This window comes from Vibrio sp. dhg (assembly GCF_003443775.1).
Classification (GTDB): domain Bacteria; phylum Pseudomonadota; class Gammaproteobacteria; order Enterobacterales; family Vibrionaceae; genus Vibrio; species Vibrio natriegens.
Map to the genome: position 1 here is coordinate 1730824 of NZ_CP028944.1, position 12625 is coordinate 1743448.

The window sequence follows — 12625 nt, forward strand, 5'->3', positions numbered from 1 at the left end:
CGCTGTTTTTGTTGCAGATGACGTTATACCGTAAATCGGTTGAGGATATCATCTTGCTTATGAACATCCTCCTGCTGAGTTCGCATCGCTTCGTTGGTTCGATTCGCTGATTCAGCGACCTGAGTCGACAGGTCTTTAATATTAACGGTATTGTTGTTGATCTCTTCAGCAACTAAGCTTTGCTCTTCAGCCGCAGAAGCGATCTGTAAGTTCATATCCGAAATTCTCTGAATAGCATCTCGAATACGTTGCAATGAGTTATTAGCTAACTCAGCTTTTTCCACGGCTTCAACTGCGCTGCCTTTACTTTGGTGCATTGCGCTGGCAACAGATGAAGCGCCAGACTGAAGCTGCTCAATCATACTGCGAATCTCCGTTGTAGACTCTTGTGTGCGCTGAGCCAACGTACGCACTTCATCAGCAACGACCGCAAAACCTCGGCCAGACTCACCCGCTCGAGCGGCTTCTATTGCTGCGTTTAGAGCCAGTAGGTTGGTTTGATCCGCGATATCGTTAATCACTTTAAGGATCGTTTCAATGTTCGCTGTTGCCGATTCAAGAACATGAACTTCTTCGACGGCCAAATCGATGCTGTCTGAAAGCAAGTTGATGGTTTGTGTCGACTCGCTTACGACGGATGAACCCTCTACCGTCGCTTGATCGGCTTCTTTCGCTGCACTTGCGGCACCTTGAGCATTGTTCGCCACTTCGGTTGCTGTAACCGACATTTCGTGCATGGCCGTTGCTAACTGTTCAAGCTCCTGTAGCTGAGTTTGAATAGCGCCTGCGGAGTCTTCAGCACCTTTGGCGGTAATTTGCGTACCACTTAGGATCTGGTCAGAAATACTCTTCGATTCAATGATTTGGTGCTGTAAATTTTCTATAAAGGTGTTGAAGTTTTTTGCAAGCTCAGAAAACTCCGGATCGGTATTGGTTTCCAGACGTTGAGTGAGATCGCCTTTTCCTGATGCCACATCTTTAATCGCGTTGTTGAGAGTATCAAGCGGGCGCATTAATGTGCGAATCAACAGAGTTAACGCGATAATTGACGCGATAATCGCAATAATTGAATAAATGATTGCACTGTTACGTAACTCGGCCACATCCGCATAAGCGATGGTTTCGTCGATCACTGATCCCAGATACCAGTCTTCACTCGGGATGTGTTCCAGGCTGACCATGTATGGGCTGCCATCAATTTCAATCTTCTGAGTTGTGCTCTCCAGTTTTACTTGCGGCAAGTAGCTGCTGATTTTCTCGCCATGGAGCTTGCTGTTAGGGTGTGCAATGGTTGTGCCGTCTGATGACACAAGAAATAGATAGCCCGCATCAAACAAGTTTACTTGATTGACCAAATCGGAAAGTGTCGTGAGTGCTAAGTCATAAAACATAGCACCTGTAAACTGGCCGTTGTTTTTAACTGGCGTCCCAACGGAGATGATTACGCTTTTTGTAGAGACATCAACGTACGGTGCGGTCACTACCAAGTCGCCTTTTCTTTTTGCGGCGGTAAACCAAGGACGTTTACGCGGATCGTAAGTCGCATCTGGCTCCCAGCCATCGTCGTTTTCGACAACCACTCCGTTACGCTCGTAGCCTAAACCAATGGCGATGAAGCTGGATTTTAGGGTTGGTTTCTCGACAATGCTCTTAACATAGTCCTGTGAGTTTGGGTCGAGCTCTATGATCTCGGTTGTGGCGCGAGCGAGATTCTTCTTGGCTGACATTTCTGATTCTACCGTGTTCCCTACGCTCGTTAAGATTTCTTGTACGCTAGAATCGATATGTTCGCTGGTTTGAGCTCGGATCGTTATGACCTGCTCTATCGACAGTAGCGACACAGTAATGAGCAACAAAATTGAAGAGGCGGTGACAACCTTGTGTCTGAATTTCATAGTTTTCCTCTGAGTATCCCTATGGCTTATCCCTGCTTTCACCTCTGCTTACTCGGGTGAATTGACAGCAAAAGAAACCGGTGTGTTTGGTTCTTCATTACTTATCGACAATATTGTGAAAAACTTGAAACCAAACATGCGCGATTTGGATGAAAAAACGCGTAATTTGGCACTTTGGTTATGGATGAAAAATAAAGTGGTTATTTATTGCTTGTATATGAATGAGTTAGAGGGTAGTGCTCGTTGAGGGGAAAATATCCAGACTGGTCTGATGAGAAAATACGCATCTCGGCAACAAGAGAAATTACTCTTTTCTAAGGTTGATATTGTTGGCCAAGATTGGAATTAAGGAGGGCGAGGGGCGTTGTGTTCAAACAAAAAAGGCCCCGCCGAAGCAGAGCCTTTATGAGAGCAAGTGACGTTAGAATATCAAGTGCGCCATACCAGCAATCACAGGTAGTGTGATTAGGGTACGTAGAATAAAGATAACGAACAATTCTACGATGTTTACCGGGATCTTACTGCCTAGCAGCAGCGCGCCCACTTCAGACATGTAGATAAGCTGAGTTACAGACATTGCCGCAATAACAAAGCGCGTCATTTCATTATCAATTGAAGCAGCCAGAATCGCAGGGATAAACATATCAGCAAAGCCCACAACGATAGTTTGCGATGCAGCAACCGCTTCTGGGATTTGCAGCAATTCAAGGTAAGGGATGAATGGCTGGCCCAAGATCTCAAATACTGGCGTGTATTCTGCAATGACCAAAGCAACCGTACCAAGACCCATTACTACAGGTAGTACGCCAAAGACCATGTCTATTGCGTTGTGAACACCTTCTTTAAATACAGACTGGAACGATGTCACTTCTGACGCCCGTTTCAGAGCCAGATCCATACCCCAAGAGAACGTTGTATGGCCTTCAGGAACTGCATCTGCATCTTTGTCTGGCTTGCTGTCATCAATGTAGCGATCTTTTTTCAGGCTTAGTGGTGGTAAGCGTGGAATGATCACTGCAGCAACAATACCTGCAAGACAGATGGTGCCGTAAAATGGCAAGAACAAGTGCTCAAGTTGAACCTGAGCGATAACGACTAAGCTGAACGTAATCGAAACTGCTGAGAAAGTGGTACCCACTACCGCAGCTTCACGTTGCGTGTAAAACTTGTTTTCGTACTGTTTACTGGTCAGCAAGATACCAACACTGCCATCACCCAACCAAGATGCCATACAATCGATAGCACTGCGGCCTGGTAGGTTAAACACTGGACGCATTATTTTACTTAGCAGTGCGCCAAACAGCTCCAACAGACCAAAGTTAAGCAGCAAAGGCAGTAATAGGCCAGCAAAGATGAATACCGCAAACAGTGTCGGTAACAGGCCTGTCAGAACCAATCCACCTGTGTTTTCTTCCCAGACGGCTTTAGGGCCGATCTCAAAGAAAGTCATCAACACGGCAGCTGCGCCAATTAAGCGAACAAGCAACCAAAGTGGGGATGGGTTAAACAAACCGTTAAGGAAACCATTACGAAGGATCGCAGCAGGCTGGAAAATTTTGCAAAGAACAGAAGCGACAGCCATAAAAGAGATGATAACGGTAATAATGGCAATCAATGTATCGCCAAGTACAGCAGGAATGACTTTAGCCATGACCGCAACTGGGATAGTAAGATCACCATCGTAAGAGATTGGTGCCATAAAAAGCAGAAGACCGATTAAGGATGGAATCAGGAACATCCAAAAGTTGCCTTTAGGTGCTTCAGTAGCATTAGTATTATTGTGCATAATTGTCTCGTGTTACTACTAGTCAATACTTGCCATAATCCATGACATAAATATTCACTAAACATCCGTATTTAATCGCAGGTTGCGGAGGGTACCCGCAAACTACATCCATTGCAATACTATTCATTAAATACATTTACTTATTCAGTCGATTTGTCGGAAAATTGATTGAATAATGCGTTTCTGTATACGAATATGTTGCTTGTGTTAGAAAATTGTATCATTAATTGGCTTGTGTGAAGGTAATTCTGAGAAGCAGTGTGATTGGAATAGTAAAAACGTGGCTAAGTGTGATTTAAATCACGCAACAATTGCGGGATTTTTCACCATTACACTTTCTTAACATAAGGACTTTCTCCTGACTCTCGGCAAGTTTGAGTGTTGAACACGGGAAAGGCAAAGTGAGGGATTGTCGTCAGATTTGGGATTGGAGTTTAGCGGCGTGTTTGTGGCGGTATTCAGTTGAGTTCCTGCTTGCAGCCTAAGCGTTATGAAGCCATTTGCACTTAGGCTGCTGTGCCATTGTTACTTGACGGTTTGTCTGAATTATCAAGACGTTGGGCTATGGTTTAGCCTGTACAAATACATCCAGTAAATGATGGCGGTTCCGAACGCTAAGAGCGCTGGAAATATCAATGTATGCAGACCATACACAGTAAAAAGCGCGGCACCTGCAACGCCACCGAGTAAAAATCCGGAAAAGATGAATAAGAACAATAGGGCCTTTCGACGGTCAAATTGACGTCCGCGCAAGCTTTCTCCAATCATAATGCCCAAATCAGTAATAATACCGGTCATGTGAGTGGTTCTGACTACAGCGCCACTAAACGTCGTAATCATCGCGTTTTGCAATCCGCAGGCAGCGGAAGCTAAATATTGGCCATAAACGTTGCCCTGTACCAAGAAGCCTAAACTAAGAAGAAGTAAGCTGCCTTCTATACACAGTGCGACCCCGTAACGACGTCCAAGTTTTAATGCACTGCTTTCGATAAAGAAACCACTGAACGCAGCACCAATCAAAAAGCTAAATACGATGAAGAGCAGGTGAATGGAGCTGTCCACACCTGTTAGTAAGCTATTCCCTAGCTGAGTTACGGTTCCGGAGATGTGTGTTATCGCTTGATGTTGAAAGCCGAGAAGACCGACGGCATTGACGCAGCCTGCGAGAAGGGCAAGTAGAAACGCGCCATATTCCACCCAACGAGGAAGTCTGGAAATCACAATAAAACCCCACTAAATGTTAGGAGCCGATTATAGCGCTCACATTGAGATACGAAACCCCTTACAGTACAACTCGGTTGATCATTCTCAAAAAAAACTCAAAAAAGCAGGGATAGGCCAATCACAACAAATGATTGATAAGAAAACGTGTCGGAAAAACGCTTGAGAACAAGTTACTTTTTGGAAAGCGTGTACCGTCCTAAATAAGGTTGCCACTCATTCGATGTGCTCCATCGTGCATTCGAAACTGACCCAGCCATGCTTTCGCTCTTCATAGATCGAAACGGTCGGTTCTTGAAATTCTTTGTCACTAAAGAGCCCGACAGGCACAACACTAATGTCGGGTGCAGCGGAGAGTAACAGGCGCATGGTGGTGCCACAGGCAGGACAAAATTCGTATCGGACTTCGCTCCCGTCATCGCTGATTCTGGTATAGCTAATTACGTCACCATCTAAAATGACGTGCTTTTTGGCGAAGCGAGCCTGAACGCCAAATACACTGCCAGTTCGCTTTTGACACTCAAAGCAATGGCAAATCGATGTACGCATGGGTTCACCTAAGCAGCGAAGCTGAATCAAGCCACACGCACACTCACATGAGTGGGTTCTGTTTGGTTTTGGCATCGTTAAAATTAAATAACCTCAAACTGTCTTCATGTCCCGTGGAGCACCTGTACTGGCAATCGAATGGTTAGTGCCACGCGGGGCTAAATCTTCTCAAGTTCTCAGAGAACAGTTTAGGACATTTAAGGCCGAATACCTCATGGCAGCGATCACCTTTCAAACGAAAACTCGAAGAACTTAGGCTGGCTAGGTCAGTTTTATTTTGAAACATTTGATGTATTGATTCGAAGGTTGTATTACGGTTATGGCTCTTTATTTGGTATATACTCCGAGCGCGATTTATAAAATATAAAAACAAGGAAGTCTTCATGGCCCGCAATAGAATTCTGCCTATTCCACTTATCCTTCTTATTCCCGTTGTATTATTAATCATCGTGATTGTTGCTGGTGTTTACCGATTTAGCCTCTCTGATGACGAAATATTAGCCAAGTTTCCGCAAAGCGAAGTTCAGACTAATACGATTATTTCGGACGTGCTAAATATCAAATCTTCAAATCCGTGGACAATTCAGGTTCCCGAACAAAATGCAGTGAGTTTCATTGATGAGTGGGATAAAGAACATGGTTATTTGATTGGTCAATACGATGCTGGGGCGACGAAAGGTAAGGTTTTGTTACCGACAGAATTTATTGTTCAACGCCAGATAGAAGACGTGCCTTGGATTGTTGCCCCTATGATTGTTACCTCACAGGGAACAGGATCGTTTTATTATATTGGTCTGTTTAAATTTGATGCTGTTCCAAGCCGAGTTATATTACTTGATAGTGTATTCATTGGCGATCGTATTAAATTTAATCAACTGGAATGGCGAGACGATACAATTATCGATGCCTCCTATCTGACGCACGATGAAAATCAAGCGATGTCTGAAGTGCCTAAACAATTAAATTCTGTATCGCTGAAGCGTGTAGGCAATTTCCTACATATGCAACAAAGATGAATTTATTTTACTTATGTAAAAAATAGGTGTTTTCTGAGCTAGATCTCGAAATTTCCTAGTGATTTCTTATGCGGGAATGAATAAGCTATTAGGCCTGTTTATAAGGAGATAGTAATTCCCGTGTCTACAAATGAAATTACAAGACGGTTGCCGAATCTGACAGGTCGTAGAGCGCTGCTGTTGTACTCCTTACCTGTTTTGTTCGCGATTGGTGTTTCCCACTCTCTCAAAGAGTCACCATTAACGAAAACCATCGCTTTAAACCTGCCGGAATCGCAGGTTGTTGAAAGAATTCTTGATGCGACGACTGCAGAAGTTGTCACCCCACCAAACTTTGAGTATCAAATCCAAGCAGGCGACAATCTTAGTACCATTTTTAGTCAGCTTGGTTTCGGCTACAGCTCGCTAATGAAAGTCATGGAAACGGACTTAAACTACCTTGCGCTTGATACGCTAAAACCAGGCAATACACTGCGATTTTGGCGTGACGATATCGAAGGTGAACTGCTTAAAATGGAACTGCAATTTTCCATTGCAGACAAAGTGGTTTATGAGCTGAACCGTGACGGCAATTATGACTTTACCGACATTTCAATTCCTGGCGTATGGAATCAAGAACCACTGGTTGGTGTGATCCAAGGCAGCTTCTCTTCATCAGCGAGTCGTCTTGGTTTAACTTCGGCTGAAATCAGTCAGGTTGTGACCTTGCTGAAAGAGCAATTAAACTTTGGCAAAGATCTTCGTGCCGGCGATCGCTTTGAAGTGGTTCGACGTTCACAGAGCATCAATGGTGTCTCTACTGGTAAGAACGAAATTGAAGCGATAAAGATTTATAATCGCGGTCGTGAAATTACCGCTTACCTGCATACCGATGGTCAATTTTATAACGCGAAAGGTGAGAGCCTACAACGAGCTTTCCAGCGTTATCCTGTGAGTCGTGGTTGGCGAATCAGTTCTGGGTTCAATCCTAATCGTCATCACCCCGTGACAGGCCGTGTCGCGCCACATAATGGTACCGACTTCGCAACACCAATCGGAACGCCTGTGGTTTCGACAGGTGACGGAACGGTTATCATGACACGTAAACACCCATACGCGGGTAATTACGTGGTGGTTGAACACGGTAGTAAGTTCAAAACCCGCTATCTACACTTAAGTAAGATCCTGGTGAAGAAAGGGCAAAAAGTGTCACGTGGTCAACGCATTGGTCTATCTGGTAAAACAGGCCGTGTAACTGGTCCTCATCTGCACTATGAATTGATCCAGTATGGCCGACCAGTCAACGCAATGAGAGCGAACATTCCAATGGCGAGTTCGGTGCCTAAGAAGGAAATGGCAACGTTTGTTGCTAACCGTGATGCGATGGATAAGCTTCTGAAGAATAAAGAGAAAGCGGTTTTATAACAGTCCGGTTTTCCCTTTGCGCAAAATTTAACCTTGAAAGGCCAGGCATTGCTTGGCCTTTTGTTTATTCACTTTTTTATGCGCTTTTAACTTGTCGTTTATTAATCAGCGTGATCATCTCGCTTACACGGCTTGGTTTGGCGTAGAAATAGCCTTGTATGTAATTGCATCCCATCTCAATGAGCTTGTCTGAGGCATTCTTATCTTCCACACCCTCTGCGATTAAGTTCACGTTGAGCAATTGGGAAAGTTGCACGATCAATAAAACCACTTGTTCAGACGTTTTGTTCGAAAGCATATTTCTCACAAACGTCGCATCAATTTTTATGATGTCGATAGGGTAGTTATGAATGTAGTTCAGGCTTGAATAGCCAGTACCAAAGTCATCCAAGGCGACTTGAAACCCGAGATAACGTAATGAATTCAGAACCATCTGTTCTTGCCCACTTAGGGACAGTAAAACGGTTTCGGTGAGTTCGATAACAAAGTCGCAGGTCGAGTGTTGGTACTTGTCTATCATGGACGTTAAATGGTTGATGTAGCGCTTAGAATCCACCAACTCATAAGCAGAACAATTTATCGATAACTTTACGCTGTGACCTAGTTGAGATTCCAATTCTTGTTTGGCAATACAAGCGAGCTCAATAATGCGCTCACCGAGCTCTACGATTAAGCCAGATTGTTCGGCTGCTTCTATAAACTCAGAAGGGGCGATGTTGCCCAATGTGTCACTTTCCCAGCGGGAGAGTATTTCAAAGTAATCCCACTGGTCAGCGTTGATGTCCACGATCGGTTGAACAACGACATACAGTTCATGATTGTCTGTAATGCTCGTTTTCAGCTGCTGACGTATCACCTCAATAAGTTGCGTTTGTCGATGATAAAGGGCACTAAGCTGCGTGTCATAGTGCTGTATACGCGTCTCTCGGTGTTTCTTGCAATCTTTCAATGCCAGGCTGGCGTTTAGGATAAGCCCATCTGTTTTTGGGCTGTGATTGGCGGCTCGCGCAATACCAATACTCACTGTGAACGAGATGTGGTTCGATTTATCAATGTAACCCGTTTCTATGATGTCGAGAATCTGCTGGCACACCGCAACAGGGTCTTCGTCATAGGTGATAAATGCAAACTCGTCGCCAGCAACCCGAAACGCGTTTTCTGGGGAGGACAGGCTTTCTTGGATCGCATTTGCCGTGAATTTTATAATCTGGTCACCAATATAATTCCCGTTTATATCGTTAATCGACTTGAAGTTATCGATATCCAGATAAGCAAGGTTAAAAGGGCGCGACGACTGTTGTGTTAAAGTTTCCAGGGTATCAGCCAGGCAACTGCGGTTAAGTAGTCCTGTCAGATTGTCGTGCGAAACTTCGTAACTCAGCTGGTTTAGAAGTTTATCCGAACGCTCACTGACCCATTTTTCTCGTAAACTGTGGATGATGACATTAGCGTAGAAGCGATGCAGTTCGAGCAATGCTTGCGCTTCTAGTGCGGAAAAGAGATGGGTAAAAGTAGATATCAAAATACCGAGTACATCGCCATTTTGTGTTTTCAGTGGCAATCCTAAATACGCTTCTATGCCAATTTCGCGAAACATTTTATCTTCGGATACATCACGATATACATGATCTTGAAAGAAGATATTCTCACCGATATCGTTAACCACTTCCTCGCATGGTGAGCCAGAAAGCGGGTACTCAAGGTGATCTTCGATTTTATCGTTTCTAGCAACCGATATTGTATGAGCTGAGTGCTGGAGATGAGCCACCTCGACAATACAGGTACAGTGCGTGTTCACCTGTTGATGAATATCTAAAATCACCCTGTTTAGTAGAGCACTACCACTCAGCTTCAAGATCTCATCAAGCTTTTGAAAACTGATTTGTACATGATCCATTGTACACGTCACCTAGCGTTGTTTGTTCTATATCGTGTGGCGTTGATTCTGACTAATTTGAAACGTATCAGACAAACTATCGTTTACTTAGGTGGATTTTTCAAACTTTGCCAGCGACTAAGTTACAGTATGGTTTACCTGTAAGTGTAACCAGTGGCACGATTTTTACTTCGCCAGGCCAGTGTTTGATTACTTTTCATCAAGCAAGGGACTGCTATTGGAGCGTTGTTAGTTATCTGAAATTATTCTCGTTTTTCTTCTTCTAATCGAGATTTTAGATAGTCGAGAAACAATTGAGTTCGGGTATGTTGATAGTCTAATTTAGGGTAGTAAGCGTAGACGATCGCTTCATCAGCCGTAATGTCTGGCAAAATAGGCACTAATGCTCCAGATTTTAGGTCATCTTTGATCATGACGTTGTTGGTCATGAGTATACCCATCCCTCGCTTAGCGCCATGAAATAAAGCTTCTGGATTTGTCGTTGCAAAGTTGCCGGATAAGCTTATCCGTTGGTTCTTATTGGTCTTAATTTCTCTTGAGGGTTTTTCACCCCATATAAGCACGTTGTGTCGGCTTAAATCTTCGACGCGTTCTGGTGTGCCGTACTTTTCTAAATAACTCGGGGCAGCATAAAACTGAGCTTTGTGTTTGAACAGAGGGCTAGCCTTAAAACTGAGTGAGTTGAGCTGATCTAACTCGCGGCTGATAAAGAGGTCCAAACTTAACTCAGGAAGTTGACCGGGCAATGTGGTCGTCAGTTGTAGTGTGATGTCCGGGTATTTTTCGAGAAAGTCATCCAGATAGTGGACAAGAAACTTCGAACCTACCGCGAGTGTAGCGCCAATTTTTAAAAGCCCTGCCGGCGATTGGTTCACCGAGCGAGTTTCGTCTAAAACGGACTGCCAGGAATCGAGCTGACTTTTAGCTCGCTCATAGAATAGAGCGCCAGCTTCCGTTTGGCTGATTGAGCGAGTCGTGCGTTTGAGCAGCTGCACGCCGACTTTGTCCTCAAGCCATTGAATCCGTTTGCTGATGGCTGAGCTGGTGGTATTGAGTTTTCGTGCTGCACCGTTAAAGCTGCCTTCTTCAACGACACGAATATAACTTTGTACACTTTGAATCCAATCCACTACTTCCTCCTAAGAACTAATTCATCACGATTTGAACCAATTATCAACGATGCGTGTCGAAATATACACTGTAACGTACAAGGCTGTCATCGTATGAGAGCGTGTCTAAATCATTATCTTTTGGGGAACTTTGTTACCTTTGGCGGGAAGAATGGCTGCTCCCTTATTAGAACCGGCCAGACGCAACGGTTTGAATCTTCTTGCAAGGGAGACATCACCTTTCTAAAATGCGCAGCAAACCGTCTTTAATCGTTAGGTGAAAGAATGCAACAAAACGAATTTGAAACGCTGGTAAAAGAAATTATCCAGCAAGAAAACATGCCTAAAGCACTTGAGATACTAAAAGCTTGTGAAGAAGAAGAGGTCGCGCAAGCGGCTCAGTCTCTTACAGGTCAGTTTGGTCTTGCGGAAGTCGATGGTGAAAAGCGTATTTACCATATGACAACTCAAGAAGATGAGTCTGGTGAAGAGCAAGAGTATGTGGAACATGTCATGAATGAAGGCGATCATTTAATCAAGTTTGCCGCTTGGTTCTTTGAAACCTTCTTTGAAATCAAACAGAAAGATACTTATGTTGCTGCTGGTAAAACCTACCAACAGCCGAAACGCTGAGTTAAATGTGTGTCCAGGTTAGTTAGGGTTGAAATTTAATTACAAAAACATGTGATTTAGATCTTGTTTTTGTCCTTTTGTGGTGTAATATTACCACATAAACAAGAAGGATAACTTCAGGAGAAGGTCATGACAAACGAACTTGGTGGCGCTTACATTGGCCAAATGATTGCTAAAGATGCAATGCACAAAGCACTTCACGGTAAAGCGAAGAAGAAAAAAGCTTCTGCTCTTTCTCGTTTAGTGAAAAAGCTAGCGAATTAATACAAAAAGCCCTGATTACTTAATCAGGGCTTTTTGTTTCCATAATTACTTCAGCGCTTCTACAAACAATATCAATCACAGTCAGTGACCGAAATAGAATAGGTAAAGGTTTAAGACCAATGTCAGACTATGCAGACTGACTCGGTATCTCTACAACATTATTCGGGACTTTATCTAGCCCCTTTGCTACTAACCACTTTTCCAGACTATCAGCACCTCCAATATACTTACTTTCTAGCCAGATCTGAGGCACAGTGACGGGTGTTTTTTCACCTATGATGGCTTTGACTTCCGGGATCATTCTGTAAAGTGCGGCACTGTCTTTCACCACATCGTAATATTGGTATGTGATACCTGCATCATCAAGCAGTTGCTTGGCCTTCTTACAATGTGGACACGTAGCTTTTCCGTAAACAATATTCCCTTTGAGGCTATCTCGTTTAACCCACTCAGCAATAACCGATTGTATTAATACACCTCGGTTTAATGCTTCACCTTGGCTGATCACCTTACCTTCTACTATCAGAATAGGAGCGTGCCAGGCGCCTTTCTTTAAGGGTTCCCACCAGTGGGATAACCAATCTTTGACTTCCAGCTCTACAGGCACATCTGACAGCTCATTTTCAAAAGTATCGGTTAAAATATCGTGGGTTAGCGTGCATTCTCCGCAAGGGATGTTCACTTTGAAAGGTCCCCAGCTTCCTGCCCATCGATAGAGTGTGATTTTGATTGGTTGTGTCATGCGACGCTCCTCATTTCCTTCTCTGAAAATATAGAACTCAAAAGCGGGGTTTTTCTTTCAATTCAATGGGTATTTTTACTGTTTGAACCTGTGGTTTAGGCCAAAGGTG

General features: G+C 43.9%; 12 protein-coding genes. 5 read left to right on the forward strand and 7 right to left on the reverse strand.

The window, feature by feature from the left end:
* Window positions 1-23: 23 nt before the first annotated feature.
* A complete protein-coding gene (locus tag DBX26_RS23440) occupies window positions 24-1895 on the reverse strand; it encodes a methyl-accepting chemotaxis protein (RefSeq protein ID WP_118121068.1) in 1872 nt (623 codons plus the stop codon).
* 82 nt (window positions 1896-1977) lie between these two features.
* On the opposite strand from DBX26_RS23440, the gene DBX26_RS25560 reads away from it, so the two are divergent.
* Window positions 1978-2142, forward strand: coding sequence for a hypothetical protein (locus DBX26_RS25560; RefSeq protein WP_162889764.1), 165 nt, complete (start codon window positions 1978-1980; stop codon window positions 2140-2142).
* A gap of 174 nt (window positions 2143-2316) precedes the next feature.
* Here DBX26_RS25560 and DBX26_RS23445 read toward each other — a convergent pair whose 3' ends face one another.
* The 3 genes from DBX26_RS23445 to DBX26_RS23460 form a co-directional block, all read right to left on the reverse strand.
* Window positions 2317-3681, reverse strand: coding sequence for a YjiH family protein (locus tag DBX26_RS23445; protein ID WP_014234663.1), 1365 nt, complete (start codon window positions 3679-3681; stop codon window positions 2317-2319).
* 549 nt (window positions 3682-4230) lie between these two features.
* Window positions 4231-4902 (reverse strand): YoaK family protein, encoded by a 672-nt coding sequence (locus DBX26_RS23455; RefSeq protein ID WP_014234662.1) that lies wholly within the window; start codon window positions 4900-4902, stop codon window positions 4231-4233.
* A gap of 216 nt (window positions 4903-5118) precedes the next feature.
* Window positions 5119-5451: a GFA family protein gene (locus DBX26_RS23460; protein ID WP_254063576.1), complete on the reverse strand. Its 333-nt coding sequence runs from the start codon at window positions 5449-5451 to the stop codon at window positions 5119-5121.
* 383 nt (window positions 5452-5834) lie between these two features.
* Here DBX26_RS23460 and DBX26_RS23465 point away from each other — a divergent pair, with 383 nt between their 5' ends.
* Both DBX26_RS23465 and DBX26_RS23470 read left to right on the forward strand, forming a co-directional pair.
* Entirely contained in the window at window positions 5835-6467 is a 633-nt protein-coding gene (locus DBX26_RS23465; protein WP_020335313.1) for a hypothetical protein, read from the forward strand.
* Window positions 6468-6587: 120 nt separating this feature from the next.
* Complete coding sequence (locus DBX26_RS23470) at window positions 6588-7871, forward strand: peptidoglycan DD-metalloendopeptidase family protein (RefSeq protein WP_014234659.1); 1284 nt, start codon at window positions 6588-6590, stop codon at window positions 7869-7871.
* Window positions 7872-7947: 76 nt separating this feature from the next.
* On the opposite strand, the gene DBX26_RS23475 is transcribed toward DBX26_RS23470, so the two are convergent.
* Entirely contained in the window at window positions 7948-9768 is a 1821-nt protein-coding gene (locus DBX26_RS23475; RefSeq protein ID WP_118121070.1) for a bifunctional diguanylate cyclase/phosphodiesterase, read from the reverse strand.
* Window positions 9769-10010: 242 nt separating this feature from the next.
* Window positions 10011-10898 (reverse strand): LysR family transcriptional regulator, encoded by an 888-nt coding sequence (locus DBX26_RS23480; RefSeq protein ID WP_014234657.1) that lies wholly within the window; start codon window positions 10896-10898, stop codon window positions 10011-10013.
* A gap of 264 nt (window positions 10899-11162) precedes the next feature.
* On the opposite strand from DBX26_RS23480, the gene DBX26_RS23485 reads away from it, so the two are divergent.
* Together DBX26_RS23485 and DBX26_RS25775 are read left to right on the forward strand one after the other, a co-directional pair.
* Entirely contained in the window at window positions 11163-11510 is a 348-nt protein-coding gene (locus DBX26_RS23485) for a hypothetical protein (RefSeq protein WP_014234656.1), read from the forward strand.
* A gap of 129 nt (window positions 11511-11639) precedes the next feature.
* Window positions 11640-11774 carry a hypothetical protein gene (locus DBX26_RS25775; RefSeq protein ID WP_014234655.1) on the forward strand — a complete coding sequence of 45 codons (135 nt, stop codon included), beginning with the start codon at window positions 11640-11642 and terminating at the stop codon, window positions 11772-11774.
* 127 nt (window positions 11775-11901) lie between these two features.
* Here the strand turns inward: DBX26_RS25775 and DBX26_RS23495 are convergent, their stop codons facing one another.
* Window positions 11902-12516, reverse strand: a complete 615-nt coding sequence (locus DBX26_RS23495) for a glutaredoxin (RefSeq protein WP_020335311.1) — start codon at window positions 12514-12516, stop codon at window positions 11902-11904.
* Window positions 12517-12625 lie beyond the last annotated feature (109 nt).

What these genes read in the sequence shown, in the direction of transcription:
- DBX26_RS23460 (WP_254063576.1), bottom strand. Translation starts at nt 5,451, where the DNA reads ATGCGTACATCGATTTGCCATTGCTTTGAGTGTCAAAAGCGAACTGGC.
- DBX26_RS23465 (WP_020335313.1), top strand. Translation starts at nt 5,835, where the DNA reads ATGGCCCGCAATAGAATTCTGCCTATTCCACTTATCCTTCTTATTCCC.
- DBX26_RS23475 (WP_118121070.1), bottom strand. Translation starts at nt 9,768, where the DNA reads ATGGATCATGTACAAATCAGTTTTCAAAAGCTTGATGAGATCTTGAAG.
- DBX26_RS23445 (WP_014234663.1), bottom strand. Translation starts at nt 3,681, where the DNA reads ATGCACAATAATACTAATGCTACTGAAGCACCTAAAGGCAACTTTTGG.
- DBX26_RS23440 (WP_118121068.1), bottom strand. Translation starts at nt 1,895, where the DNA reads ATGAAATTCAGACACAAGGTTGTCACCGCCTCTTCAATTTTGTTGCTC.
- DBX26_RS23495 (WP_020335311.1), bottom strand. Translation starts at nt 12,516, where the DNA reads ATGACACAACCAATCAAAATCACACTCTATCGATGGGCAGGAAGCTGG.
- DBX26_RS25775 (WP_014234655.1), top strand. Translation starts at nt 11,640, where the DNA reads ATGACAAACGAACTTGGTGGCGCTTACATTGGCCAAATGATTGCTAAA.
- DBX26_RS23485 (WP_014234656.1), top strand. Translation starts at nt 11,163, where the DNA reads ATGCAACAAAACGAATTTGAAACGCTGGTAAAAGAAATTATCCAGCAA.